Genomic DNA, 25,008 nt, shown 5'->3' with positions numbered 1-25,008 from the left:
CAGCGTATCGGCCCACCGCATCCGAACCGGCGAGGCGGTTAGCACCGACACGGGTGCTCATGCGAGGATCTAGGGCGCACAGCGGACCGCCGAAGCCGGGGTTTCGACCCCTGGATGTTCTGCGAATCCGCAGGCAATCCGCCGTAGTGTAATGGCAGCACCTCTGATTTTGGTTCAGATAGTTCAGGTTCGAGTCCTGGCGGCGGAGCACCTCACAGACACACACGACGCAGAACCAGCACATGTCGATTCGGGCACACTGTCGATACGAGGAGCTTCATGTCAACCGAGACCGCCGTGATCGTCCTAGCCGCCGGAGCGGGGACACGGATGCGGTCCAAGACCCCGAAGGTGCTGCACACCCTCGCGGGGCGTTCGATGCTCGCGCATTCGCTGCACGCGGCGGCGGAACTGAAGCCGACCCACCTCGTCGTTGTCGTCGGGCATGAGCGGGAGGCGGTCGGGGCGGCCGTCGCGGACACCGCCACCGCCCTCGGCATCGAGATCGCGACCGCGGTGCAGGAGCAGCAGAACGGCACCGGCCACGCGGTCCAGTGCGGTCTCGCCGCGGTGCCCGCGGACTTCACCGGCACCGTCGTCGTCACCTCCGCGGACGTTCCCCTGCTCGACGGGCACACCCTGCGGGGGCTGCTCGACGAGCATCACGCCGAGCCGACACCGGCGGGCGCGACCGTTCTGACATTCGTCCCCGCCGACCCCAACGGGTACGGCCGGATCGTGCGCGACGCCGCAGGCGCGGTGCTGGAGATCGTTGAGCACGCGGACGCGACCCCCGACCAGATCGCGATCACCGAGGTCAATTCCGGCGTGTACGCGTTCGACGCGCAGGTGCTGCGGGACGCCGTTGCGCGCCTGGATCCGAGCAACGCGCAGCGTGAGTTCTACCTCACCGATGCGCTGCGGATCGCCCGCGAGCTCGGCAGGGATGTGTACGCCGCGCAGCTCGACGACCCGGGCAAGGTCGCAGGCGCCAACGACCGCGTGCAGCTGGCCGCGTTGGCCCGCGACCTGAACCGCCGCATCCTCGATGCTCACATGCGGGCCGGGGTGACCGTCGTCGACCCGGCGAGCACGTGGATCGACGTCGACGTGATCATCGAGCGCGACGCCACCATCCGGCCCGGCGTGCAGTTGCACGGCCGGACCGTGATCGGCGAGGACGCGGTGATCGGGCCGGACAGCACGCTCACCGACGTCACCGTCGGGGCGGGGGCCTCGGTGGTCCGCACCCACGGTGAGCGGGCGGTGATCGGCGCCAGCGCCACCGTCGGGCCGTTCACCTTCCTCCGTCCGGGCACCGTGCTCGGCGCCGCGGGCAAGCTCGGGGCGTTCGTCGAGGTCAAGAACTCCGACATCGGCGACCACACCAAGGTGCCGCACCTGACGTACGTCGGGGACGCGAGCATCGGGTCGCACAGCAACATCGGGGCGTCGAGCGTCTTCGTCAATTACGACGGGGTCACCAAGACCCGTACCGTGGTGGGGTCGCACGTGCGGACCGGGTCGGACACCATGTTCGTCGCACCGGTACGGGTAGGCGACGGCGCATACACCGGCGCAGGCACCGTCCTGCGTGAGGACGTGCCGCCGGGGGCGCTGGCCGTCTCCGGAGGCAAGCAACGCAATATCGAGGGTTGGGTCGAACGCAATCGTCCCGGCACGGCGGCCGCGGAGGCGGCGGCCACCGCACAGCAGCACAACGATGACACGAACAAGGACGGCGAAGAGCAGTGACCGCGAATTGGATCGACAACCAGAAGAACCTGATGCTCTTCTCCGGTCGCGCGCATCCCGAACTGGCGGAGCAGGTGGCGAAGGAACTGGACATCCAGGTCACCCCGCAGACGGCGACGGACTTCGCCAACGGCGAGATCTTCGTCCGGTTCGAGGAGTCGGTGCGCGGATCCGACGCGTTCGTGCTGCAGAGTCACCCGGCGCCGCTGAACCAGTGGGTGATGGAGCAGTTGATCATGATCGACGCGCTCAAGCGGGGCTCCGCGAAGCGCATCACCGCGATCCTGCCGTTCTACCCGTACGCCCGCCAGGACAAGAAGCACCGCGGCCGTGAGCCGATCTCCGCGCGCCTGATCGCGGACATGCTCAAGACCGCGGGCGCGGACCGGATCATCACCGTCGATCTGCACACCGATCAGATCCAGGGCTTCTTCGACGGACCCGTCGACCACATGCACGCGCTCGGCCAGCTCGCCGGCTATGTGCGGGAGAACTACGGCACCGAGAACATCTGCGTGGTCTCCCCCGACGCGGGCCGCGTCAAGGTCGCCGAGAAGTGGGCCGACGCCCTCGACGGCGCACCGCTGGCGTTCGTGCACAAGACCCGCGACCCGCTGGTCCCGAACCAGGTCAAGTCCAATCGCGTCGTCGGCGACGTGAAGGGCATGACCTGCGTCCTGATCGACGACATGATCGACACCGGCGGCACCATCGCGGGTGCGGTGAAGGTGCTCAAGGACTCCGGAGCGGGCGACGTGATCATCGCAACCACGCACGGCGTCTTCTCCGACCCGGCGGCCGAGCGCCTGGCGACCTGCGGCGCGAAGGAGGTCATCGCGACCAACACGCTGCCGATCCCGGAGTCCAAGCGCTTCCCGACGCTGACGGTGCTGTCCATCGCCCCGCTGCTCGCGCGCACCATCAAGGAGGTCTTCGAGAACGGCTCGGTGACCTCGCTGTTCAACGGCATCGCGTAGGCGTTCGGCGCCCGTGCCCGCGTCCGGCGGCTGAGCCCCGGCACGCGCGCACGGGCGTAGCCTTTTCGTGTGTTCACCGGATTCCCCGTCGCGGCACTCGACTTCTACGAGGACCTCGAGTCCGATAACAGCAAGCGCTTCTGGACCGCGCACCGGTCGGTCTACGACGCGTCGGTGCGGGCTCCAATGCTCGCATTGCTCGAGGAGTTGGAACCGGACTTCGGTTCCGGCAAGGTGTTTCGGCCGTACCGCGACGTGCGGTTCGCGCGGGACAAGTCGCCGTACAAGACCCATCAGGGCGGGTACATCGAAGCCTGCCCCGGCACCGGCTTCTACGTGCAGATCGATGCCCGCGGCCTGTTCGTGGCAGGCGGGTACTGGGCGCACACCCCGGACCGGCTGGCCCGCTACCGCACCGCCGTCGACGCCGACCTGCGCGGCGACCAGCTGGTGACGATCACCGCCGACCTCGAGGCCGCCGGATTCGAGATCGGCGGCGACCGACTCAAGACCGCCCCGCGCGGCTACCGCGCGGACCATCCGCGGATCGAGCTGCTGCGGCACCGCACGCTCACCGCGGGCCTGCTGTTCACCTCACCCGACTGGATCGACAGTCCCCGGACGCTGCGTGAGGTCCGCGAGGCCTGGGGCGCGATGCGGGCCCTCGTCGACTGGCTCGGCGACGTTCTCGACTGACCGCCACCCCGCGACGACGTGACGCAAACCTCTTGCGCGACAACTACTGCCAGCGCACGGACGCCCGCTCCACGCAAGCGAACATGAGATTGATCACGACCGGGGGAAGAACGCCAGGTGCAATGCCGAGCCGGTGTGAAGGGTCCCGATCGTCTGCTTTATTGTCATGCGTCGTGATTGACGCGCAGACTCTCGACGCTCCGGCCGAAACCACAACGATGATGTCGGCCAGACGCGAACCTCGACGAGCCTGGGTTCCCGGAGCCTGCGTCTGGTGCGGTGACGACGAGTCGGTCGACATGTATCGCAACGAGCCGCGCTGCGGCACGTGCCGCGAGAAGGAAGAGATCATCGAGGGCGCACGCCGGTTCCTCGGGATGTACGGCCTGCGCCCCCTCGGCGGCACCCTGCAGTCCGACGACGAGGAAGAGCGCGAGTGGCGGGTCACCGCCCGTGACGCCCGCCAGGTGCTGAACCAGATCAAGCTCGCCACCCCGCCGGATCCGGCGTTGGTCCGCAAGGCGTTGCGCCCCCGCGCCGCCGCCGTCGTCGCCGAGTCCCCCGCTGCCGCAGCGCGACCCGCCCCCTCCGGCACCGCGACGGCCCCCCGCGCCGCGCGCCCGGCGGCCACGCCTGCTGCCGCGCCGGTCCGCTCCGACGCCGTGGACCTCGAGGAGATCCAGACCCGCGCCCTTGCGCTGCTGGACCAGATGACTCAGGTCGACGCGCAGCTGGCCCAGGTGGCCGAGCAGTCCGGGCTCGCGGCCCGCGCCCGGCGCAGCGATCTGGAGAAGCAGAAGGCCACGATCATGCGCACCCTCGGCGCGCTGGAGAAGGCGCGACTGAGCGCGCAACGCTGACAGCGGGCACGATGATCCGGTGACCATCGAGATCCGCGACGCCAGCGCCGCCGACCTGCCCGGGATCCTCGAGATCCACAACGAGGCGGTCCGCAACACCACCGCGATCTGGGACGAGGAGACCGTCGACGTCGCCGACCGGCGGGCCTGGCTCGAGGATCGACGCGCCAACGGGTTCCCGGTGATCGTCGCGGTGTCCGGCGGACGCGTCGCCGGCTATGCCTCCTATGGGGTGTGGCGCGCCAAGAGCGGCTACCGGCACACGGTCGAGAACTCGGTGTACGTGCACCCCGACCATCACCGCAGGGGTGTCGCGTCCGCGCTGATGACCGAACTCGTCTCCCGGGCCCGCGCCGGGCAGGTCCACGTGATGGTGGCCAGCATCGAGGCGGGCAACACCGTCTCGATCGCCCTGCACGAGCGGTTCGGATTCACGGTGGTCGGCGTGATGCCCGAGGTCGGGATCAAGTTCGGCCGGTGGCTCGACATGACCTACCTGCAGTTGATCCTGTAGGTCACCGCCCGCGACCGGCGGGGCTGCCTGCCGGTCAGGCCGGTGCGGGCAAGGCGGGGCTCAGCCACATCGGCTCCCCCGGCAGCTCGCACTCCTCCGGCGCGGGCAGCGGGACGAGTTCCGGCTCGTCCTCCTCCAGCCCGCACGCACGCTCCAACTCCCGCTGTTCGCGGCGCTCCTCCATGCGGTCGCGCCGATCCTGATCGTCGTCCCGGTCCGTTACGTCCGCCGACCGCGGGGCGGCCGACACCGTCGTCGCGTCCGGGCCTGCTGGCGGCGTGGCCCCCTGCAGCGGAGTCGCCAGGCCGATCGCCGCCGCGGTGATCGATCCCAGGAGCCAGGCCGTCGTTGCCATTGTCATGGTGGTGCCGTCCCTCCAGCGGGAGGCCGCGGCGCGTAGCGGTGATCGAGGTCCGCATCGCCGACGCGTCGCCCGGCCATCCGGCGGGCTGTCGTCATGTGCGTACTGGCGACAACCTCTCCGTACCGCGCGTTATTCCCGTCACACGACACCGGTGGACGGGATCGAAACGCAGCGGAAGGCACGCCGACCCGCCGCCGACGACCCTTCAGTCCCGCTGAGCGGGATGAATCTCCGGGACGCCCGCGGGCCGGACGGCCCGCGCACGGCCCCGAACGGACGCGCCAAACCCGCAGGTGACGCCTCAGGCGAATCCGTCAAACGGGGCAAAGCAGACACATTTCCTTCGCCACCCTCACATCATGCCCCGGTGAGAGTTATCCGGATATTCATCTGCATGGTTATCACCGTGCCCAAACCGTGATACCAATTACCCGGCGCTGGCCGATGAGACCTGCGTCACCAACCCCCACATCACAGGAGAAATCACATGGGATCGACCGCTGAAGACCTCAAGCTCGCTGGCGACCTGCAGAAGGTCATCGGTGGCGTCGGCGGCGTCATCGTCGGCCTCGGCGCCGTTGTCGGCCTTGGCATCGCGCTGACCTCCTTCAGCGCAGCCTGATCCGTGGTCTGAGTCCCCGAGCCGGATCCGTCGAAGGCCCCCTCAGCGACGACGGATCCGGCCTCGGTGCAATCAGACCCGATCGGCGAGGACGAGCGCGAAGCGCTCCCGGGGATCGGTCCACACCCGATCACCCGCGAAGCCCGCCACGTCGAGTTCCTTGCGGATGCCGTCGACGTGCAGCTTCGCCGAGATCTCCGTCCGCATCTGCTCCCCCTCCGTGAAGCTCACGTCCAGGTCGAGCGCCGGAATCCGCACCCGCATCGGGGCGAGCGCCTCCACCCGCATCTCGATCCACTCGTTGCGTGAATCCCACAGCGCCACATGACGAAACCGGTCCGGATCGAAGTCCGCACCCAGCCGGTCATTGAGCACCGCCAGCACGTTCAGGTTGAACCGTGCCGTCACCCCCGCCGCATCGTCGTAGGCCGGAACCATCACCGCCGGGTCGGTCGCCAATCCGACCCCGAGCAGCAGCTGCTCGCCCTCGTCGAGCACGCCCGCCACCGAGGCGAGGAACTCGGCACGCTCGTCCGGAACAAGGTTGCCCAGCGTCCCCCCGAGGAACGCGATCATCCGTTTGCCGTCCCGCGCCCGCGGCAGGGTGTTCAGGGTGTCGGTGAAGTCGCTGACCACCCCCCGGACCGCCAGCGACGGGAAGTCGCGCGCCAGCTCGTGCACCGACGACTCCAGCGCCGCCACCGAGAAGTCCTGCGGGACATACTGCTCCAGGGTTCCGTGGTCGGTGAGCGCGGCCAACAACAGCCGGGTCTTCTCCGACGACCCCGCCCCCAATTCCACCAGCACCTCTGCCGAGGCGGCCGCCGCGATGTCCGCGGCGCTGACCCGCAGCAGTTCCCGCTCGGTCCGCGTCGGGTAGTACTCCGGCAACCGGGTGATCTCCTCGAACAGTTCGCTGCCATGCGCATCGTAGAACCACTTGGGTGGCAGCCACTTCGGTGTCGCCGTCAACCCGATCTGCGCGTCGGTTCGCAGGTTCGCCTCCACCTGCTCCGGCACCAGGTGCACCTCGATCGTCGGCTCGATCATGCCCGTCCCGCCCCTTCCCACTCCGGTATCGCCAGATCGGTGATCTCCAGGTGCCCCGGACGCGCCTGCACCGCGTGCCCGTCCGGCACCGCAACCCAGCCGTCGCGGTCATCGGTCGGTTCCGACGCCACCACCGCGCTTGACTCGTCCACCCGCACGGACAGGGCATGATCGACGGCCGTCGCCCACACCCCGGTACCATCGCTGAGCAGCAGATTCAGCCGCGAGCGCGGCGCCGCAGCCACGACCTCCACGACCAGCTCGCGCAGCGCGTCCGCGGGCGACGACACCGCGAGGCGGCGCCGCAGCAGGGTCCACAGCAACGCCGAATCCGTCAACGCGGGCATCGTCAGCAACTCCACCGCGGGCAGCCACTCCGCGATCGCCGCGACGGACCCCGGCCACCCGGCTATCCGCCCGTTGTGGCTGAATACCCACCGTTCGTGGAGGAACGGGGCGCACGCCTCCCGCGACAGCGGCATCCCCTCGGTGGCCGACCGGACCGCACCGACGACCGCGGACGACCGCACCTGCGCGAGCACCCCGACAACCGCGGGATCCGACCAGATCGGGCTCGCGTTGTGGTACGCCACCGCGGGGGCGGCGCCGTCCGGCCACCACGCCGCGCCGAATCCGTCGGCGTTGACCGTGCCGCCGCCCCGCATGTCGGTCGGCGCCCAGGACTGCCGGAACAGGCTGTGGGTGCCGCCGGTGATCACCTCGGCCACCGACCTCGGCGGGCCGACATACGCCAGATGCCTACACATCGCGCGCACACCGGAAGCCGGCGAAGATCTGCCTGCGGATCGGGTGGTCCCAGTTCCGGAAGGTGCTCCGGCACACCACCGGGTCGGTGCCGAACGACCCACCCCGCAGCACCCGGTAGTCGCCGCCGAAGAAGACCTCCGAGTATTCCCGATACGGGAACGCCGCGAATCCCGGATAGGGGCGGAAGTCCGAACTCGTCCACTCCCATACGTCGCCGATCAGCTGGTGCACGCCGGACGGGGACGCCCCGCCGGGGTAGGCACCGACCTCCGCCGGCTCAAGGTGCCGCTGCCCGAGATTCGCATGCTCCGCGGTGGGTTCGGCATCGCCCCAGGGGAATCGGCGGGATCGTCCCGTCGCCGGGTCCCACCGGGCGGCGAACTCCCACTCCGCCTCCGTTGGCAGTCGACCCCCCGCCCACCGCGCGAAGGCCTGCGCCTCGAAGTAGCAAACGTGCGTCACCGGCTGCCGCGGGTTCACCGGGGTCATCACCCCGAACACCCGACGCCACCAGGTGCCGGAGGTGTCCCGTTCCCAGAACTGCGGCGCCTCGAGCGACTCGTCCGACCGGTGCGCCCAGCCCCGAGTGCTCCACAGCTCGGGGCGGTCGTAGCCGCCGTCGGCGATGAATTCCAGGTAGCGGGCGTTGGTCACCGGAGCCGCGTCGATCACGAAGGGCGGCAGCGAGACCCGGTGCGCGGGCCGTTCGTTGTCCAGCGCCCAGGGATGGGTGGAGGTGCCCAGTTCGAACTCGCCGCCGGGGAGCGTCACCTCTCCGGCGACGTCCACAACCGCGCCGGGGGCGGGGGCCGCCGTCAGCACCGGGGTGCCGCTGCGCAACTGGTGGGTGGCGAGCATCGTCTCGTCGTGCTGCTGTTCGTGCTGGGCGATCATCGCGAACGCGAACCCGTCCCGCTCCAGGCGTCGGCCCGCCAGCGGTGAGCGGTCCAGAACGTCCCACGTCATCTCCCGCACCTGCCCGACGTAGCCGCGTGCCTCACCCGGATCCAGCAGCGGCAGTGACGGTCTCGCGGAGCGCGCGTGCTGGAACGCGTCGTAGAGGTCGTCGATGTCACGGCGCAGCGGAGCACGCCCGCCGACGTCCCGAACCAGCCACAGTTCCTCCTGGTTGCCGATGTGCGCGAGATCCCACACCAGCGGGGACATCAGCGGGGAGTGCTGCGCGATCAGGTCCCGGTCGTCGACACACTCGGTCAGCGCTCGACTGCGGTCGCGGGCCCGGGCCAGGTGCCCGGCGAGCGTCGCCCTGATCTGCTCGGGTGTCGCCGTCTCGTCATGCATCGGCGACCGCCTCGGCGACCGAGCGACCGCGACGACATCGGCGGGCCGCTGCGGCGAGGTCCCCGGCACAGGACTCCGCTCCTTCCGCGGCGAGGTCGAGGAGATCCGCTGCCACGGAACGAATCTCCCGATCCCGGAGGCCGAACTCGGCGGCATCCCGCCAGCGTCCGACGGTCCCCGACGCCAGCACCGTCGCCGCCGCGACCGTCCGCGGATCGCCGAGCAGCGCACCGAGCGCCGCGATCGGCACCCGCCACAGGCCGCCGGGCTGAGCGTCGAGATACCGCACCTCGACGTGTCCGCCCGCGCGCACCGGAGGAAACAGGGTGGTCAGGTGGTAGTCCAGGTCGTCGCGATCGGGTCGCCGCCCGATCTCCGCGTCGAGTTCCCCGTCGAGCCACGCCGCGAAGCTGGCGTCCCGGTCGAGCGACCAGTCGTCACCGCGGCCGCCGCACCCGTTTCGCACGCACAGCAGTGGGGCGTCGAGCGCCCACCGCGCGTAGCCCGCGATCGGCTCTGCCATCGGGGGTGGGGAGGTGCGGCCGTGGTCGAGCTCGAACCAGGTCCGCATCCGCTGCGACGCCCACTCGCCATCGGGAGCCCCCCGCAGCCTGGGGGAACACGCGAACGCGGCGAGCAACGCCGGCCCCATCGCGTGCAGTGCCGTCCAGCGGGCCGCCACGTCCGCCGGATCCGCGCCGGCATCGACGCTGATCTGGGTGGCGGTGGTGTTGCACATCATCAGTCGACCGAACGGACCGATCCGGTCGAAACGTCGTTGCATCGCAGAATATCTGGGGGCGGGAAGGATCCGCTGGGCACGCCGCTCCACGTCCGCCGCCGCATCATGCATCGCGATCCCGGACCGGTCGAGCAGTCCGCGCAGGTGCGCGGTGTCCGAGGCGAGGGCCTCGCACAGCTCCGCCACCGACGGCAGTGGGGGGCTGGAGAGTTCGACCTGGCCGCCCGGCTCGAGGGTGACGCGGCTACCCGCGGGCAGCGGATCCGCAGGCGAGCGGGCATCGACGGTGGTCGGGGCGTGCGATCCGAGCGCGGCCCGGAAGTCGGCGAGGGCAGGGCGGTGGCCGTCGGGTGATCGGGTCAGCCATTCCAGTTCGGCCCCGATCAGGCGCGGCGGGCCGAGTTTGAAGCAGACGCCACCGACATAGGCCTCCGCGGCGGCCCTAGTGGTGAGCCGACCGGGTCCCGTGTGGGTCGCCATGGTCATCGCCTGCTCCGATCATCGGACGGCACTCGTGCGGCAGTACGGATCGCAGAACGTGACCGACACTAGACCGGTTCCGCCGTCCGTGTCACCCGCGCCACCCGGAACGCGCGGGTAGCGTCGATGCCAGCCGGCGACCAGCGTGGGAGGACCCGATGCTCGATCAGGACCGCGTCCGTACCGACACCCCTGGCTGCCTGGATCGGGTGTTCCTCGACAGTGCGGGGTCGTCGCTGCCACCGACCCCGGTGCTCGAGGAAACGGTCGCGCACCTGCGGCGCGAGGCGGAGATCGGCGGCTACCTGGCCGCCGCCGAACGCGCCGACGACCTCGCCGAGGTCAAGCTCGCGCTGGCCCGACTGCTCGGGGCGCAGCCGTCCGACCTCGCGCTGGTCGAGAGCGCAACCCGGGCCTGGGCCGACTTCTTCTACGCGGTCCCGTTGACGGCGGGCGACCGGATCCTGATCACCGAGGTCGAGTACGCGAGCAACGCGATCGCCGCGTTGCAGCGGGCCCGCGCGTCGGGGGCGAGCGTCGAGGTGGTGCCGTCCACCCCGGCAGGCGACGTCGACCTGGACGCGCTGCACCGGATGCTGGACGAGCGGGTGCGGATCGTCTCGCTGGTGCACGCCCCGACCAACGGCGGACTGCTCAATCCCGTCAGGGAGGTCGTCGATCTCGCGCACGCGGTCGGCGCCCTGGTGCTGCTCGACGCCTGCCAGTCCGTCGGCCAGATCCCGGTCGACGTCGGCGTCCTCGGGGTCGACGCGTTGTCCGCCACCGGGAGGAAGTGGTTGCGGGGCCCGCGGGGCACCGGGTTCCTGTACCTGCGACCCGAACTGGCCCGGACGATGGAGCCGGCCGCGCTCGACCTGCACGGCGCGCAGTGGGCGGAGGCGTCCGGCTACCGGCTCGCCCCGGACGCGTCCCGGTTCGAGTTCTGGGAGTGCTCGGTCGCCGGGCGTCTCGGGCTCGGCGCGGCGGTGCGGTACCTGCTCGCCCTCGGCGTCGACGAGGTCGCGGCCGCGGTGTCGGCGCGGGCCGAGTTCGCCCGCACCGAGCTCGCCTCGCTCCCCGGGGTGACCGTCCGCGACCTCGGCGGCCATCGCAGCGGCATCGTCTCGTTCACCGTCGACGGCGTCGATCCGGCCACCGCACGGGAGATGTTGGCGGAGAAGAACATCACGGTGACCGTCAGCGGTCGGGGCTCGACCTACGTGGACATGACCCGACGTGGACTCGACGGTGTCCTGCGCGCGTCGCCGCACTACTTCAACACCTTCGAGGACCTCGAACGCCTGGTCGCGGCCGTCGCGGGGCTGTAGCCACCCGCGACGCCCGCGCCCCGGCTCAGCTGAGGTGATGCACCTCCGCCAGCCCGTACACCGGGGTGGGGATGCCCTCGTACCGGGCCTTGAGTTGCAGCGCCAGGTACAGCGAGTAGTGCCGCGACTGGTGCAGGTTGCCGCCGTGGAACCACAGCGCCTCCTGCCGGGTCGGCTTCCACATGTTGCGCTGCTCGCCCTCCCACGGACCCGGATCCTTCGTGGTGTCCGACCCGAGACCCCAGCACTTGCCGACCCGGTCGGCGACCTCCTGCCCCATCAGGTCCGCGACCCAGCCGTTCATCGAGCCGTAGCCGGTCGCGTAGACCACCACGTCGGCCTCGAGTTCGGTGCCGTCCTCAAGGATCACCGACGTCTCGGTGAGCTCCCGGACGTTGCCGTGTGCCAGCGCGATGTCGCCGTTCGCAACGAGTTCGGCGGCGCCGACGTCGATGTAGTAGCCGGACCCGCGCCGCAGGTACTTCATGAACAGCCCGGAACCGTCGTCGCCGAAGTCATGGTCGAAGCCGACCGCCTCGAGCCGATCGTAGAAGTCCCTGTCCCGCTCGCGGATCGCCTGGTAGATCGGAATCTGAAACTCGTGCATGATCCGGTACGGGAGCGACGCGAACGTCAGATCCGCCTTGTGCGTGGTCATTCCGGCGGCGAGGGCTCGTTCCGAGTACAGGTCACCGAGGCCGAGGTCCATCAGCGAATCCGACTTGACGATGTGCGTCGAGGACCGCTGCACCATCGTCACCTCCGCGCCGTGCTCCCACAGCGCCCCGCAGATGTCGTGGGCGGAGTTGTTTGCACCGATCACGACGGCCTTCTTGCCCGCGTAGGCGTCCGGGCCCGGATGCGCGCTGGAGTGGTGCTGGTCGCCCCGGAACCTCTCCATCCCGGGGAAGGTCGGCACGTTCGCCTTGCCCGACATCCCGGTCGCGAGCACCAACTGCTTGGGCCGCAACGTGATCGGTTCACCGTCGCGTTCCACCTCGACCGTCCAGGTGCCCGTCTTCTCGTCGTAGGACGCGGACGTGCACGTGGTCTTCGACCAGTACGGCACCTCCATCACCTTCGTGTACATCTCCAGCCAGTCACCGATCTTGTCCTTCGGCGCGAACACCGGCCAGTTGTCGGGGAACGGTAGGTACGGGAGGTGGTCGTACCAGACCGGGTCGTGCAGGCACAGCGACTTGTAGCGGCCCCGCCACTGGTCGCCGGGCCGGTCGTGCTTGTCGAGCACCAGCGTCGGAACCCCGAGCTGACGCATCCGCGCCCCCAACGCGATGCCGCCCTGCCCGCCGCCGACGATCGCCACGTACGGCTGCGCCGTGTAGCCGAGCTCGCGTTCCTCGATCTCCCGCTGCTCCGCCCAGGTGACCCGGTCCCGGTCGGCGCCGTGCGCTGCCCCCTTCGGCCTGCGCGCGCCCTGACCCTCCTCGTGCCCCTTCAGCTCCTGAAGGGTGGTCAGCAGCGTCCACGCGAGATCGTCGCGCAGGCGCAGGTGTCCCTCCCCGCGGCCGGTGGCGGTCTCAAATGCGATCCAGGCGGTGACCACCCCGTCCGCCTCGGTCGGCTCCTCGAGGACGCGGAAGCCGGACGGATCGGTGTCGTCGAGCCGGTCCCGCAGCATCGCCGCGACGCCCTCGCGCCCCTCGACCGTCTTGAGGTTCCAGGTGAACGAGACGAGGTCGCGCCAGAAGCTGTCGGTGGCGAACAGGCCTGCCGCGGCCGCCACGTTCCTGGCCGCGAGCGCGGTCTCGAACGCCGCCAGCCAGGCGTCGACGCGCTCCCGCGGGGTGCCGGTGCCGGGTGTGGTGACCGGATCGAGTGTCTGGGTCATGACGCCATCCTTCCGTTTGTGCTGTGATGCAGAGCACACTCGCGAAGGCGGCGGCCGACAAGCGTTGCAGCGCGTTGCAGCACCGACGCGGGGCATGTGACACCCGACACAGGGCGGGCATATGCTCGCGGAACCACCAACGGAGGCGGAGGTCGTGGGGATGGTCGGCGCACCCGGATTCGGCGCGATCACGCCGGGGACGGACCTGTCCCGGCACGCGCGCGACCTGGTCCGCATGCACGACGCCGTGATCGGAGGCGGCCGCCCCGCACTGCGGCCGCGCGCGGTGGTGCAGCGGTCGTGGCGTCGGGTCCTCGAATCCGGGCTCGCACCGGACGGCGGCAACACCCGCACGCTGCTCCCCCTCGACGAGATCGAAAACCGCAGGCGCCGGTCCGCGCTGGCCGAGGTGATCGCCGACCTCAACCGGGTGATCGCCGCGGTCGCCGAGGCGTCGCACATGCTGATGGTGGTGGCCGACGCCGACGGCATCATTTTGTGGCGGTCCGGCTCGGCCAGGGTCCGCGGTCGGGCCGACGCGCTCGGCTTCCTGGAGGGCGCCGAATGGACGGAACGAACGGTCGGCACCAATGCGATCGGCACCGCCCTCACGGAAGGCGCACCGGTGCAACTGTTCTCCGGTGAGCACTTCGAGCAGACGCAGCACCCCTGGTACTGCACCGCCGCCCCGATTCACGACCCTCGCACCGGCGACCTGCTCGGCGTCGTCGACGTCAGCGGCCCGGCCCTGACCCTGCACCCGGCGGTCACCGCGCTCGTCGAGACCGCGGTGCGGCTCGCGGAGGCGCAGCTGTGGCGGCATCACGAGGCGCGGCTCGACCGGCTGCGCGCCGTTGCGGCGCCCGCGCTGGCGTCGACGTCGGGGCCGGTGCTGCTGGTCGACGATAACGGCTGGGTCGCGCACTGCGCCGGGGTCGCGGCGACCAAGCGGATCCCGGCTCCCAGCGCGGACCGCACCCTGACCGTCCCCGGGCTCGGCGCCTGCACGCCCGAACGCGTCGGCGACGGCTGGCTGGTGCGGCAGGCCGGCCCGGACACCCGCATCACGATGGAACTGGACCTGTCCGGCCCGCCGGTCGTCGTCGTGACCGGCGACGACGCCACCTGGCGGGCCCCGCTGTCGGGCAGGCACGCGGAGATCCTGCTGCTCCTGCACCACAGCGGCCGCGACGGCCTGTCCGTTGCCGACCTCAGCACCGGCCTCTACGGGGACCCCGACCACGCCGTTGCGGTGCGCGCCGAGATCTCCCGGCTGCGCCGCGTCCTCGGCTCCGTCGTCGACGGTCGGCCCTACCGTCTCGCGGGGTCGGTGCAGTTCACGGTCGCCCTCGGCGACGTCGACCGCCTCGCCGACAGCACCTTCCTCCGACGGTCCACCAGCCCCGGGGTGCGGGCACTTGCCCGGCAGTGGCGGCCGCCCCGCCCCGTCGGGTAAGCTGTCTCGCGTTGTCTCGGCGAGGGTGAACCCGCTTACGCAGGCTCACCGTGATCGACGCGGCCATGGCTGATTCCCAACGAGCACCTGCTCCGGGGCCGTGCGCGTCCGTCGCCCCCCGTTCGAGATGACATCCGACTTGCAAACACTGATGTGATCCGTAGGAGCCGATTCCCATGTCGACAGATGTCAACAACCTCAAGGCCGCCGTCCGCACCGAGTTCGGCAAGGGTGCCGCCCGTCGCGCCCGCCGCGACGGCAACGTGCCCGCCGTGCTGTACGGCCACGGCACCGACCCGCAGCACCTGAGCGTGAACGCCCGCGAGTTCGCCGCGATCCTGCGCGCGCACGGCACCAACGCGGTCGTCACCCTGGACATCGAGGGCACCGAGCAGCTCGCGCTGACCAAGTCGGTCGTCGTCCACCCGATCCGCCGCCACATCGAGCACGCCGATCTGCTGGTCGTGAAGAAGGGCGAGAAGGTCACCGTCGAGGTGCCCGTCGTCCTCACCGGTGAGGCCGCCTCCGGCACCCTGGTCACCCAGGACGTCACCACCATCAAGCTCGAGGTCGAGGCCCTGCACATCCCCGAGCAGGTCGAGATCTCCATCGAGGGCGCCAAGGCAGGCACCCAGGTCCTGGCTGGCGGCGTCGAGCTGCCCACCGGCGCCACCCTCGCCGACGACGCCGAGCTGCTGCTCGTGAACATCGTCGAGGCCCCGTCCGCCGAGTCCCTCGAGGGCGCGGGCGAAGAGGCCGCCGCCGAGGCAGCCGAGGGCGAAGCCGCAGAGGCCTGATCCACCCGCTCGGACCACATCAGTTGACGTCGACGACGCGTCGCCCGCACCGGGCGGCGCGTCGTCGCGCATTCGAAGGACAGGACCGTCAGCGTTGAGCGACTCGACCGACACCGCCCTCGTCGTCGGGCTGGGTAACCCCGGACCCCAGTACGAGAAGACCCGGCACAACATCGGATTCATGGTCGTCGACACCCTCGCCGCCAGGGAACGGTCCCGGTTCAGCGCGCACAAGAAGTCCGGATCCGACGCCGTCACCGTCCGGCTCGCCGGCCGTCAGGTGATTCTCGCGAAGCCGCGCTCCTACATGAACCTGTCCGGGAAGCCGGTCGCCGCACTCGCCCGGTTCTTCTCCGTCGCACCGGCGAATCTCGTCGTGGTGCACGACGAACTCGACCTCGACTACGGCACGCTGCGGCTCAAGCTCGGCGGCGGCGAGGGCGGCCACAACGGGCTGCGCTCGATCTCGCAGGCCCTCGGCACCAAGGACTACCTGCGCACCCGGGTCGGCATCGGCCGACCGCCGGGCCGGATGGACCCCGCCGACTACGTGCTCAAGCCGTTCTCCTCGGTCGAGCGGAAGGAACTGGACCTGGTCCGCGAGGAGGCGGCCGACGCGGTGGAGTTGCTGCTTCGCGTCGGCCTCGAAACGGCACAGAACCAGCTGCACTAGGCGCCCCGCGCCCGTGAGTCCTTCTGGCCCCCCTGTGGGCCGAAAGTACTCACGGAGGTGGGGCGGCAGATGGGTGATTCGCCCGACGCGGGCAGCGGCCCCCACTTCCTAGCGTGGAGTGTCCACCGACACGGGAGGACACCATGACCGCGCAGCACATCGAGACGCTCATCGTCGGGGCCGGACAGGCTGGCCTGGCCACCGGCTACCACCTGCAGCGGCGGGGCCGGGACTGCCTGATCGTGGATCGGCAGGACCGGATCGGCGACAACTGGCGCCAGCACTACGACTCACTTCGGCTCTACACGCCCGCGAAGTACGACGGCCTGCCCGGGCTGCCGTTCCCCGCGGAGGATCGCTGGCACTACCCGGGCAAGGACGAGGTCGCCGACTACCTCGAACGCTACGCCCTGCACTGGGACCTTCCGGTGCGGCTGAGCACCGCCGTGAACCGGCTCACCTCCCGACCCGGCGGCGGGTTCGCCGCCTCGCTCGACGGCGACACCATCACCTGCGACAACATCGTCGTCGCGACCGGCACCTTCGGCCGCACCGCCCACGTCCCCGACGTGGCCGCCGAGCTGTCCCCGGACATCCGGCAACTGCACTCGAGCGACTACCGGCGCCCCGGCCAACTGCTCCCCGGCCCGGCGCTGGTGGTCGGCGCGTCGCATTCCGGCACCGACATCGCCTACGAACTGGCCGGCACGCGTGCGACTACCCTGGCTGGACGGGACTGCGGTCAGATCCCGTTGCCGTGGGATTCGCGCCGGATCCGGCTCGCGCTCCCGGTCCTGGTGTTCGCGTGGCGGCACCTGCTCACCCGGCGGACCCCGCTCGGCCGCAAGGAGATGACCGCGATCCGCTTCCACGGCGGACCGATGCTCCGGGTCAAGCGCGCGGACCTGGCCCGCGTCGGCGTGCGCCGGACCACCGCCCGGGTGTCCGGGTCCGTCGACGGCCGGCCCGCACTCGAGGACGGAAGCGTCCTCGACGTCCGGAACATCGTGTGGTGCACCGGGTTCCGTCAGGTGTTCGACTGGATCGAGCCGCCGGTGATCGGCGACGACGGCTGGCCGCGCGAGTATCGGGGCGAGGCGGCGGACGTACCGGGGCTGTACTTCTGCGGGCTCAGCTTCCAGTACGCGTTCAGTTCCATGGTGTTTCCCGGCGTCGGACGGGACGCCGACTACGTCGCGCGCAGGATCGCCGACCGCACCGGCATCCGCCGGCCTGTTCAGCAGGCTGCCTGATCGCCGTATCCTCGACACGTGGGCGTGGTCGAACGCCTGGTGCGGGCGCGGGAATCCTACGAACGCCGAGAATGGGTCGCGGCGTACGAAGCGCTGAGCGATGCCGCTGTCGCCACCGCCCTCGACGGAGACGACTTCGCCCGGCTGGCAGCGGCAGCGCACCTGACGGGCCGGAAGAACGACTGCGTCGCCGCCTGGCAGCGCGCCTGCCAACTGCGTCTCGAGTCCGGCGACCGGACCGGGGCCGCTGGCTGCGCGGTCCAGCTCGCAATGCTGCTGCTGACCACCGGGGAGGTGGCGGTCGGCAACGGCTGGGTCGAGCGGGCGCAGCGACTGCTGGCCGAGGTGCCCGGCGACGTCGTGGAGCGCGGATACCTGCAGATCGCGCTGATGTACCGCAGCCTGTCCGCCAGCGACTTCGCCAACGCGGCCGCCCGCGCCGACGACATCGTCGCGCACGGCCGACGGTTCGAGGACCCCGACCTGATCGCGATGGGCCTGTCCGCGCGCGGTCGCCTAGACCTGTACGCGGGGGCGGTGCCCGAGGGCGTCGCCCTGCTCGACGAGGCGATGGTCGCGATCTCCGGCGGCGAGGTGTCGACCGTCTTCGCCGGTTACGTCTACTGCACGGTCATCGAGGGCTGCCAGGAGATCGCCGACATCGGCCGGATGTCCGAATGGACGATGGCGCTGACCACCTGGTGCGAACGTCAGCCCGGCCTGATCGCTTTCGCCGGGCAGTGCGCGGTGCACCGCGGGCAGATCATGCGCTGGCGCGGCGCCTTCGATGCTGCCCTCGAGGAGTTCGACGTTGCCGTGCGCCGCTACCTGGCGGCCGACACCCCGGTCGCCGCCGGACTGGCGACCGCCGAACGCGCGGACGTGCTGCGGTTGCGTGGCGACTACGACGCGGCCGCCGCCGCGTACGCGCAGGCAGTCGAGTACGGGCATGAGCCGCAGCCCGGCATGGCGCTGCTGTGGCTCGCCCGCGGCCGCACCGCCGCGGCCCTCGGCGCGGCCCGGCGGCTGCTCGCCGAACGCGCCGACCCCGTGCACCGCTGCTCGGTGCTGCCCGCCGCGGTCGAGATCCTGCTCGCCGCCGGCGAGATCGACGAGGCGTCGGTATGCGCCGCGGAGCTGTCCGCGACGGCCGAACGCTTCGGGGTGGACGCGGTGCGCGCGGCCGCGAACGCGGCGGCGGGGCGGGTCGCCGCAGCCCGATCGGAGCCGGCCACCGCGATTGCCCATCTCCGCCGGGCGGCGCGCGGCTGGCACGACCTCGGGTCCCGGTACGAGGCGGCACGCTGCCGGGTCCGGATCGGCTGCGCGCTGCGCGACCTCGGCGACGAGACCTCCGCGATCACCGAATTCGAATCCGCCAGAAGGTGTTTCCACACCATCGGCGCCGCCCCCGCCGAGCACGAGGTGGACATGCTGCTGCGACCGGCCACACCCGGCGGGCTCACCGCTCGCGAACTGGAGGTGCTGCGGCTCGTCGCCGCCGGCCGAACCAACCCGGCGATCGCCGCCGAGCTGGTGCTCAGCGAGAAGACGGTGGCACGGCACCTGTCGAACATCTTCGGCAAGCTGAACGTCACCTCCCGGACCGCTGCGGCGGCGTTCGCGTTCGCGCATCACCTGACCTGATCGGTCATCCACGCAGCAGCGCGGCCGAATGGGAGCGGCGCAGCTTGCCGGAGGACGTCTTCGGGATGCTGCCCGGCCCGAGCACCGCGACCGTGCGGGGCCGCACCCCGATCTCGGTGACGACGGCGTGCACCACCTCGTGCTCGATGCGTCGCACCTCCGCCGGGTCGTCGATCGCATTGGTCTCGACGGCGACGGCGAACGACTCACGCCGGTTCCCTGCGTCGAGCCGCACCGCGACCGCGTTGCCCGGGCGCACGCCGCGGACCGTCAACGCGGCCCGTTCGATGTCGGTGGGATAGACGTTGCGGCCGCCCATGATGATGACGTCCTTGACCCGGCCGCACACCACGACGAGACCGTCCTCGGTGAAGTACCCGACGTCACCGGTGCTGAGCCAGCCGTCCGCGTCCTGCGCGGGACGCGGGCCGTCGACGGTGAGGTAGCCGGGTGTGACGGACCGGCCGCGGACCTCGATCACCCCGACGTTCCGTGCGGGCAGGTCCCTGCGCTCCTCGTCCACGACGCGCCCCTCGAGGTCGGACACCATCTTGCCGAGGGTGACCATTCTGCGTGCGTTGTGCCGCGTCGAGGGGACGGCGCTGCGCATCGCGTCAAGCAGGTCGGGATCGACGAGGTCGAGGACCATCCCCCGCCCCGGCGACGGCAACGACACCGCGAGCGTCACCTCCGCCATCCCGTAGGTCGGGGCCAGCGCCGCCGGGTCCAGACCGAACCGCTCGCCCGCCGCGGCGAGGGCAAGCATGGTGTCCGCGTCCACCGGTTCGGCCCCGTTGAGCAGGCAGCGCATTGACGACAGGTCGTACGCCCCGTCGGGCGCCTGCTCCAGCCGCCGCGCCAGCAACGAGTACGCGAAATTCGGTGCTGCGCTCACCGTTCCGCGGTATCGACCGATCAGGTCCGCCCACAGCAGCGGGGCGCGCAGGAACTCGAGCGGGGTGACGACGACAACCTCGGCGCCCATCTGCATCGGCAGGGTGAGGAAGCCGACCATGCCCATGTCGTGGAAGAGGGGCAGCCAGCTGATCATCACATCGTTCTCGACGTCGACCTTGAGCCGGTTCACCATGGCGCACGCGTTCGCGTAGAAGTTCGCGTGCGTGATCCGCACCGCCTTCGGCGATCCGGTGGATCCGGATGTCAACTGCTGCAACGCCACATCGGATTCGTGCGCGTCGAGTGCGTCGACCGGGTGTCCGGCGAGCAGCCGGTCGACGGGGAGGACGGTGATTCCGCGGGCCGCGAGGACGGGCGCGGCCGCGTCGAACGGGGCACCGAGCACCACCGCGTGCGCACCGATCATCGTCACCACGAGCTCGGTGTCCCGTGCCCACACCTCGAGGTCGGTGCGGGGGGTCGGCTGGTGCAGCATCGTGACCGCCGCGCGGCGCATCCAGATCGCCTGGCATACCGGGGCGATGTCGGCGGGCAGCCCGGCAAGGACGGCGACCGCGTCGCCCGGTCCGACGCCCGCCGCGGCGAGCCCGCCCGCCACCCGTCGAGCGCGGAGGTGGATCCGGCCCCAGGTCTGCCGCATCGGGGCATCGGGCTCACCGGTGACCAGCCCTCGACTGCTGGTCGCGGAGGTTTCGTACATCTCGTCGGTGAATCTGCTCATCGCGCACTCCCCACCGGGTCCCCACACGCACAACCCTCGATCGCCGCTGTTGTGTTATACGCCACACCGGCCGTGGTGTTACACCCAAAGCATGCGCCCCGGGTTCGGTGATGCGTGTCGGAACGGACGATCCCGCTGCGGGTAACCTGGAGAACCGGCGTATCGCCACTGCCCGCACGCCCGACGAGCAGACCCCAGTCCGTAGTGAGGAAGATTTCGGTGACCGAGCCCGCGTCGACGACCGCCGCCCCCGACAAGTCCGTCAAGGCGCTCGCCGCGGAGGCCGGGCGCAGGCGCACCTTCGCGGTCATCTCCCACCCCGACGCGGGCAAGTCGACGCTCACCGAGGCGCTCGCCCTGCACGCGAAGATGATCGCCGAGGCGGGTGCCGTGCACGGCAAGGCGGGCCGCAAGTCGACGGTGTCCGACTGGATGGAAATGGAGAAGGCGCGCGGCATCTCCGTCAGCTCCACCGCGCTGCAGTTCAACTACAAGTCCCCGGAGACGGACCCGGACGAGGACCCGAACGTCGTCAACCTGGTCGACACCCCCGGCCACTCCGACTTCTCCGAGGACACCTACCGGGTGCTCACCGCCGTCGACGCCGCGGTCATGCTGATCGACGCCGCGAAGGGTCTCGAGCCGCAGACCCTCAAGCTGTTCCAGGTGTGCCGGCACCGCGGCATCCCGGTCGTCACCGTGATCAACAAGTGGGACCGGCCCGGCCAGTCGCCGCTGGAACTGCTCGACGAGATCCAGGACCGGATCGGCCTGACCCCGACTCCGCTGTACTGGCCAGTGGGCATCGCGGGCGACTTCCGCGGCCTGCTGCGCCGCGGGGCGGACGGCGCCCCCCGCGAGTATGTTCGCTTCACCCGCACCGCTGGCGGCGCGAAGATCGCGCCCGAGGAGATCCTCGATGCCGACCTCGCCGCCGACCGGGACGGCGAGGCGTGGGCGACCGCGGTCGAGGAGAGCGAGCTGCTGTCCGCGTCCGGGCAGGACCACGACCAGGAGATGTTCCTCGCCGGCCAAACGTCGCCGGTGATCTTCGCGTCCGCGATGCTGAACTTCGGCGTCCGGCAGATCCTCGACACCCTCGTCGCGCTTGCCCCGTCGCCGGGGGCCCGCGACGACATCGCCGGGGCCCCGCGCGAGGTGACCGACCCGTTCAGCGCTGTCGTGTTCAAGGTGCAGGCGGGCATGGATACCGCCCACCGGGACCGGCTCGCGTTCATGCGCGTCGTGTCCGGGGTCTTCGAACGCGGCATGGTCGTCACGCACGCGCAGACCGGCAAGCCGTTCGCCACCAAGTACGCGCAGACCGTGTTCGGTCGGGAACGGTCCACCGTCGACAGCGCCTACCCCGGCGACGTCGTCGGCCTCGTCAACGCGACCGCGCTCGCCCCCGGCAACACCCTGTTCACCGAGACCAAGGTGGAGTTCCCGCCGATCCCGTCGTTCGCCCCGGAGCACTTCTCGACGCTGCGGGCGGAGAGCGCGAGCAAGTACAAGCAGTTCCGGCGGGCCGTGGAACAACTCGACTCCGAGGGTGTGGTGCAGATCCTGCGCAACGACATCCGCGGCGACGCGTCGCCGGTGATGGCGGCCGTCGGGCCGATGCAGTTCGAGGTCGTCGCGGCCCGGATGAAGGCCGAGTTCAACGTCGAGGCGCGGATGGAGGGGCTGCCCTACCAGCTGGCGCGGCGCACCGACGCCGAGTCCGCCGTCGAACTCGGCCGCCAGCGGGGCGTCGAGGTGTTCACCCGTTCCGACGGCGTCATGCTCGCCCTGGTCAGCGACAAGTGGCGGCTGCAGTACATCCAGAAGGAGCATCCCGACCTGACCCTCGAGCCGCTCGTCGCCACCGCCGACTAGTGAACCCGCTCGTCGCGCTGTTCGACGCCCAACTCCGCCTCGGCGGCGCGACCATCCTGTGGCGCGAGATCATCGGCAACGGGTTCGGCATCGCGTCCGCGATCGGCGGCATGAAGCGGGTGCTGTGGGCGTGGCCGATCGGCATCGCGGGCAACGCGCTGCTGTTCACGGTGTTCATGGGTGCGCTCTTCCACACCCCGCAGGAGCTGAACCTGTACGGGCAGGCCGGACGGCAGCTGATGTTCATCTCGGTCAGCGTGTACGGCTGGGCGCGATGGCTGCGGTCCCGGCACGAGTCCGGGCAGGCGGTGCTGCCGCACTGGGCGCCGCGCCGCGACCGGGTGCTGCTGGTCGCGGCAATGGTGCTCGGCACGGCGGTGTGTGCGCAGATCTTCGAGCGGATCGGCTCGTACGGGCCGTGGCCGGAGGCCTGGATCTTCACCGGGTCGCTGCTCGCCACCTACGGGATGGCCCGCGGCTGGACCGAGTTCTGGCTGATCTGGATCGCGGTCGACGCCGTCGGTGTTCCGCAGTTGTTCCTGGCCGGCTACTACCCGTCGGCGGTGCTGTACCTCGTCTACGGTGCGTTCGTGGTGTGGGGATTCGCGGTGTGGCTGCGGGTCACCCGGCTGGCGGGCAGGCGACCCGTTGATCTCACCGAGTCCTGAGACCGATGCGCCTGCCCCGCCGCGGCTAACGACGGGGCAGGCGCTCACGCTCCGCTGGTCGCGATGTCAGCTTCCGGAGCTACCCGAGCTGAGGGACGGCAGCGACTCGAAATCCCAGGTGTCGCAGCCGAACTTCACGTTGACTGCGAAACTGGTGCTCGCCGCTGCCCCCGTCCCGACCCGGACTCCGTATGCACGGATTACCGCATCCGGGTTGGCCGTTCTGATCGCGTCCAGGGACACCGCCTGTCGCCCTGTCGCGCCCGCGATGTCCCGCGAACTCCACCACAGGCCGTCCTCGAGGGCGTCGAAGTTCTTCCACTCCCCCACGCCCGGATTGCCGCCGTTACGGGACGGCTCCCAGGTCAGCGAGGTGAAGCCGTCCGCCGCACCGTCCGTGCGATTCGCACCCCACACCCGCAACTGATAGGCGGGTGCCACAGTGCCGTCGAGGAAGACGTTGTAGCCCAGGCCGGCGGCCTCGGCCAGCGGCGTCCGCGTCGGCTGATAGAAGGTGACCTCGTCCGACGTGGAGGTCACTCCGAAGTCGAGTGCCCCTGCCCCGGTCCCGCCAGCAACGCCCCCCGGGTTGTCGACGAAGCGCGGCCCGCGGCGGCTACGGCCAAAACCCCCGCGCTGCGTGTCTTCCGACTCACCATGCGTCCTCCAACATCTTCGACACGCGTGGGACAGCCACGATCGACTGAAATGCGTGTTCTGGTTGCGGGTTTCGTCACAGTTGGATCCAACGGTCGTCACGCTAACACGACCGTCTGGTATGCGCCGGGCGGGAGCGCGACCGATACGGGTCTGGGCTGGGCTGGATCAGATTCCGGTGCGGCGCACCAGCGCGTCGGCGATCCTCGGCGACACCGAGCCGACGAGCCGGAGCAGTTCGGCGTAGCCCGGCATCACTTCGACCGGCCGGGTGCGGACGGCGTCGACCAGCCAGGAGGCCGCCTGGTCGGCGGTGAGCGCTGGCATCGCGTCGTAGTCCGCGGTCGGGGCGATCATCGGGGTCCGGATGAGCGGGAAGTGCACCGTCGTGACCGCGACCCCGCGGCCGGCGACCTCCGCGCCGAGGTCCCGACCGAAGGCGGCGATCGCGGCCTTCGACGCGTGGTAGGCCGCGAACTTCGGCATCACGCCACCGGGCACGCCCCACGTCGCGACGTTCACGACGTGCCCCCGCCCCCGGTCGAGCATCCCCGGCAGCAGGGCCAGCGTCAGCCGCACCGGACCGAAGTAGTTGAGCGCCATCGTGCGTTCGTAGTCGTGGACCCGGTCCACCGTCTCGGAGACGGGCCGCCGAATGGAGCGGCCCGCGTTGTTCACCAGCACGTCCAGCGGCCCGTGCTCGGCGTCGACCCGCGCCGCCAGGTCGGCGATCGCATCCGGGTCGGTGAGGTCGCACGGGATGCTGTGTGCGGCCCCGCCTGCGGCCCGAATCCGGTCCCGCACCACCGCCAGGTCGTCGGCGCCGCGCGCCACCAGGATCACCTCGGCCCCGCGGTCGGCGAAGGCCGTCGCCGCGGCCTCGCCGACACCGGAGGACCCGCCGGTGAGCAGGATCCGGGTTCCGCGGATCGGGTGGCCGCGGCCCGGCAGCACCGCGGAGGTGAGGGTGCGCAGCGACGGGAGCGGTTGCAGGGCAGCGCGGGTGACGATCTCGGAAATCATCCGTCGAGTG

Annotated in this window: 23 protein-coding genes and 1 tRNA gene; 15 read left to right on the top strand and 9 right to left on the bottom strand. The window is 70.7% G+C overall.

All coding sequences use genetic code 11. From position 1 onward, the window contains the following. The first annotated feature begins 137 nt into the window (after positions 1 to 137). The 6 genes from ACWF62_RS06690 to ACWF62_RS06665 all read left to right on the top strand — a co-directional run bounded on the left by ACWF62_RS06690 (position 138) and on the right by ACWF62_RS06665 (position 4,802). Positions 138 to 208: transfer RNA gene (locus ACWF62_RS06690), tRNA-Gln, on the top strand. Positions 209 to 279: 71 nt separating this feature from the next. Continuing rightward, a complete protein-coding gene (glmU, locus tag ACWF62_RS06685; protein WP_378505686.1) occupies positions 280 to 1,755 on the top strand; it encodes a bifunctional UDP-N-acetylglucosamine diphosphorylase/glucosamine-1-phosphate N-acetyltransferase GlmU in 1,476 nt (491 codons plus the stop codon). Continuing rightward, entirely contained in the window at positions 1,752 to 2,732 is a 981-nt protein-coding gene (locus ACWF62_RS06680) for a ribose-phosphate diphosphokinase (RefSeq protein ID WP_378505685.1), read from the top strand. Before glmU ends, ACWF62_RS06680 begins: the two co-directional genes overlap by 4 nt. Before the next feature lie 69 nt (positions 2,733 to 2,801). Beyond that, on the top strand, positions 2,802 to 3,428 hold the full coding sequence (locus tag ACWF62_RS06675) for a DUF2461 domain-containing protein (protein ID WP_378505684.1): 627 nt from the start codon (positions 2,802 to 2,804) through the stop codon (positions 3,426 to 3,428). A gap of 173 nt (positions 3,429 to 3,601) precedes the next feature. Further along, positions 3,602 to 4,288: a hypothetical protein gene (locus ACWF62_RS06670; protein ID WP_378505683.1), complete on the top strand. Its 687-nt coding sequence runs from the start codon at positions 3,602 to 3,604 to the stop codon at positions 4,286 to 4,288. Between the two features lie 25 nt (positions 4,289 to 4,313). After that, complete coding sequence (locus ACWF62_RS06665; protein WP_378506031.1) at positions 4,314 to 4,802, top strand: GNAT family N-acetyltransferase; 489 nt, start codon at positions 4,314 to 4,316, stop codon at positions 4,800 to 4,802. Positions 4,803 to 4,836: 34 nt separating this feature from the next. Here ACWF62_RS06665 and ACWF62_RS06660 read toward each other — a convergent pair whose 3' ends face one another. Beyond that, positions 4,837 to 5,163 (bottom strand): hypothetical protein, encoded by a 327-nt coding sequence (locus tag ACWF62_RS06660; protein ID WP_452629684.1) that lies wholly within the window; start codon positions 5,161 to 5,163, stop codon positions 4,837 to 4,839. Between the two features lie 490 nt (positions 5,164 to 5,653). Between ACWF62_RS06660 and ACWF62_RS06655 the strand changes: the two genes are divergently transcribed. Further along, positions 5,654 to 5,788 carry a hypothetical protein gene (locus ACWF62_RS06655; RefSeq protein WP_378505681.1) on the top strand — a complete coding sequence of 45 codons (135 nt, stop codon included), beginning with the start codon at positions 5,654 to 5,656 and terminating at the stop codon, positions 5,786 to 5,788. Between the two features lie 72 nt (positions 5,789 to 5,860). On the opposite strand, the gene egtD is transcribed toward ACWF62_RS06655, so the two are convergent. The 4 genes from egtD to egtA are packed head-to-tail and all read right to left on the bottom strand — an operon-like array spanning position 5,861 to position 10,130. Further along, positions 5,861 to 6,838 (bottom strand): L-histidine N(alpha)-methyltransferase, encoded by a 978-nt coding sequence (gene egtD, locus ACWF62_RS06650; RefSeq protein WP_378505680.1) that lies wholly within the window; start codon positions 6,836 to 6,838, stop codon positions 5,861 to 5,863. Then, entirely contained in the window at positions 6,835 to 7,605 is a 771-nt protein-coding gene (egtC, locus tag ACWF62_RS06645) for an ergothioneine biosynthesis protein EgtC (RefSeq protein ID WP_452629683.1), read from the bottom strand. The genes egtD and egtC overlap by 4 nt, the downstream gene beginning before the upstream one ends. Beyond that, the gene (gene egtB / locus ACWF62_RS06640; protein ID WP_452629682.1) at positions 7,598 to 8,908 is read right to left on the bottom strand and encodes an ergothioneine biosynthesis protein EgtB; all 1,311 of its coding nucleotides are present in this window, start codon (positions 8,906 to 8,908) and stop codon (positions 7,598 to 7,600) included. The genes egtC and egtB overlap by 8 nt, the downstream gene beginning before the upstream one ends. Next, entirely contained in the window at positions 8,901 to 10,130 is a 1,230-nt protein-coding gene (gene egtA, locus ACWF62_RS06635) for an ergothioneine biosynthesis glutamate--cysteine ligase EgtA (RefSeq protein WP_452629706.1), read from the bottom strand. The genes egtB and egtA overlap by 8 nt, the downstream gene beginning before the upstream one ends. A gap of 158 nt (positions 10,131 to 10,288) precedes the next feature. On the opposite strand from egtA, the gene ACWF62_RS06630 reads away from it, so the two are divergent. After that, a complete protein-coding gene (locus tag ACWF62_RS06630) occupies positions 10,289 to 11,458 on the top strand; it encodes an aminotransferase class V-fold PLP-dependent enzyme (RefSeq protein WP_452629681.1) in 1,170 nt (389 codons plus the stop codon). Positions 11,459 to 11,483: 25 nt separating this feature from the next. Here the strand turns inward: ACWF62_RS06630 and ACWF62_RS06625 are convergent, their stop codons facing one another. After that, the gene (locus ACWF62_RS06625; protein ID WP_452629680.1) at positions 11,484 to 13,307 is read right to left on the bottom strand and encodes a flavin-containing monooxygenase; all 1,824 of its coding nucleotides are present in this window, start codon (positions 13,305 to 13,307) and stop codon (positions 11,484 to 11,486) included. Between the two features lie 160 nt (positions 13,308 to 13,467). Here ACWF62_RS06625 and ACWF62_RS06620 point away from each other — a divergent pair, with 160 nt between their 5' ends. The 5 genes from ACWF62_RS06620 to ACWF62_RS06600 all read left to right on the top strand — a co-directional run bounded on the left by ACWF62_RS06620 (position 13,468) and on the right by ACWF62_RS06600 (position 19,133). Then, positions 13,468 to 14,763: a GAF domain-containing protein gene (locus ACWF62_RS06620; RefSeq protein ID WP_452629679.1), complete on the top strand. Its 1,296-nt coding sequence runs from the start codon at positions 13,468 to 13,470 to the stop codon at positions 14,761 to 14,763. A gap of 176 nt (positions 14,764 to 14,939) precedes the next feature. Further along, complete coding sequence (locus tag ACWF62_RS06615; protein WP_452629678.1) at positions 14,940 to 15,560, top strand: 50S ribosomal protein L25/general stress protein Ctc; 621 nt, start codon at positions 14,940 to 14,942, stop codon at positions 15,558 to 15,560. A gap of 94 nt (positions 15,561 to 15,654) precedes the next feature. After that, the gene (gene pth, locus ACWF62_RS06610) at positions 15,655 to 16,233 is read left to right on the top strand and encodes an aminoacyl-tRNA hydrolase (protein WP_378505673.1); all 579 of its coding nucleotides are present in this window, start codon (positions 15,655 to 15,657) and stop codon (positions 16,231 to 16,233) included. A 143-nt stretch (positions 16,234 to 16,376) separates the two neighbouring features. Next, on the top strand, positions 16,377 to 17,486 hold the full coding sequence (locus tag ACWF62_RS06605; RefSeq protein WP_452629677.1) for a flavin-containing monooxygenase: 1,110 nt from the start codon (positions 16,377 to 16,379) through the stop codon (positions 17,484 to 17,486). A gap of 18 nt (positions 17,487 to 17,504) precedes the next feature. Next, entirely contained in the window at positions 17,505 to 19,133 is a 1,629-nt protein-coding gene (locus ACWF62_RS06600; RefSeq protein WP_452629676.1) for a LuxR C-terminal-related transcriptional regulator, read from the top strand. Positions 19,134 to 19,137: 4 nt separating this feature from the next. On the opposite strand, the gene ACWF62_RS06595 is transcribed toward ACWF62_RS06600, so the two are convergent. Next, positions 19,138 to 20,772 carry a fatty acyl-AMP ligase gene (locus ACWF62_RS06595; protein ID WP_452629675.1) on the bottom strand — a complete coding sequence of 545 codons (1,635 nt, stop codon included), beginning with the start codon at positions 20,770 to 20,772 and terminating at the stop codon, positions 19,138 to 19,140. 219 nt (positions 20,773 to 20,991) lie between these two features. Here ACWF62_RS06595 and ACWF62_RS06590 point away from each other — a divergent pair, with 219 nt between their 5' ends. Both ACWF62_RS06590 and pnuC read left to right on the top strand, forming a co-directional pair. Beyond that, positions 20,992 to 22,650 (top strand): peptide chain release factor 3, encoded by a 1,659-nt coding sequence (locus ACWF62_RS06590; protein ID WP_452629674.1) that lies wholly within the window; start codon positions 20,992 to 20,994, stop codon positions 22,648 to 22,650. Further along, positions 22,650 to 23,318 carry a nicotinamide riboside transporter PnuC gene (gene pnuC / locus ACWF62_RS06585; RefSeq protein ID WP_452629673.1) on the top strand — a complete coding sequence of 223 codons (669 nt, stop codon included), beginning with the start codon at positions 22,650 to 22,652 and terminating at the stop codon, positions 23,316 to 23,318. The genes ACWF62_RS06590 and pnuC overlap by 1 nt, the downstream gene beginning before the upstream one ends. A gap of 66 nt (positions 23,319 to 23,384) precedes the next feature. Here the strand turns inward: pnuC and ACWF62_RS06580 are convergent, their stop codons facing one another. Together ACWF62_RS06580 and ACWF62_RS06575 are read right to left on the bottom strand one after the other, a co-directional pair. After that, positions 23,385 to 23,858, bottom strand: coding sequence for a hypothetical protein (locus ACWF62_RS06580; RefSeq protein WP_452629672.1), 474 nt, complete (start codon positions 23,856 to 23,858; stop codon positions 23,385 to 23,387). A 285-nt stretch (positions 23,859 to 24,143) separates the two neighbouring features. Continuing rightward, the gene (locus ACWF62_RS06575) at positions 24,144 to 24,998 is read right to left on the bottom strand and encodes an SDR family oxidoreductase (RefSeq protein WP_452629671.1); all 855 of its coding nucleotides are present in this window, start codon (positions 24,996 to 24,998) and stop codon (positions 24,144 to 24,146) included. Positions 24,999 to 25,008: the final 10 nt, after the last annotated feature.

This window comes from Rhodococcus sp. NPDC054953 (assembly GCF_053609225.1).
The sequence above is the reverse complement of the archived record's forward strand: the minus strand, read 5'-3'. Positions and strand labels throughout refer to the sequence as shown.

What these genes read in the sequence shown, in the direction of transcription:
- ACWF62_RS06575 (WP_452629671.1), bottom strand. Translation starts at nt 24,998, where the DNA reads ATGATTTCCGAGATCGTCACCCGCGCTGCCCTGCAACCGCTCCCGTCG.
- ACWF62_RS06605 (WP_452629677.1), top strand. Translation starts at nt 16,377, where the DNA reads ATGACCGCGCAGCACATCGAGACGCTCATCGTCGGGGCCGGACAGGCT.
- ACWF62_RS06660 (WP_452629684.1), bottom strand. Translation starts at nt 5,163, where the DNA reads ATGACAATGGCAACGACGGCCTGGCTCCTGGGATCGATCACCGCGGCG.
- ACWF62_RS06625 (WP_452629680.1), bottom strand. Translation starts at nt 13,307, where the DNA reads ATGACCCAGACACTCGATCCGGTCACCACACCCGGCACCGGCACCCCG.
- ACWF62_RS06620 (WP_452629679.1), top strand. Translation starts at nt 13,468, where the DNA reads ATGGTCGGCGCACCCGGATTCGGCGCGATCACGCCGGGGACGGACCTG.
- egtA (WP_452629706.1), bottom strand. Translation starts at nt 10,130, where the DNA reads ATGGCGACCCACACGGGACCCGGTCGGCTCACCACTAGGGCCGCCGCG.
- egtD (WP_378505680.1), bottom strand. Translation starts at nt 6,838, where the DNA reads ATGATCGAGCCGACGATCGAGGTGCACCTGGTGCCGGAGCAGGTGGAG.
- glmU (WP_378505686.1), top strand. Translation starts at nt 280, where the DNA reads ATGTCAACCGAGACCGCCGTGATCGTCCTAGCCGCCGGAGCGGGGACA.
- ACWF62_RS06615 (WP_452629678.1), top strand. Translation starts at nt 14,940, where the DNA reads ATGTCGACAGATGTCAACAACCTCAAGGCCGCCGTCCGCACCGAGTTC.
- ACWF62_RS06595 (WP_452629675.1), bottom strand. Translation starts at nt 20,772, where the DNA reads ATGAGCAGATTCACCGACGAGATGTACGAAACCTCCGCGACCAGCAGT.
- ACWF62_RS06655 (WP_378505681.1), top strand. Translation starts at nt 5,654, where the DNA reads ATGGGATCGACCGCTGAAGACCTCAAGCTCGCTGGCGACCTGCAGAAG.
- egtC (WP_452629683.1), bottom strand. Translation starts at nt 7,605, where the DNA reads ATGTGTAGGCATCTGGCGTATGTCGGCCCGCCGAGGTCGGTGGCCGAG.
- ACWF62_RS06630 (WP_452629681.1), top strand. Translation starts at nt 10,289, where the DNA reads ATGCTCGATCAGGACCGCGTCCGTACCGACACCCCTGGCTGCCTGGAT.
- egtB (WP_452629682.1), bottom strand. Translation starts at nt 8,908, where the DNA reads ATGCATGACGAGACGGCGACACCCGAGCAGATCAGGGCGACGCTCGCC.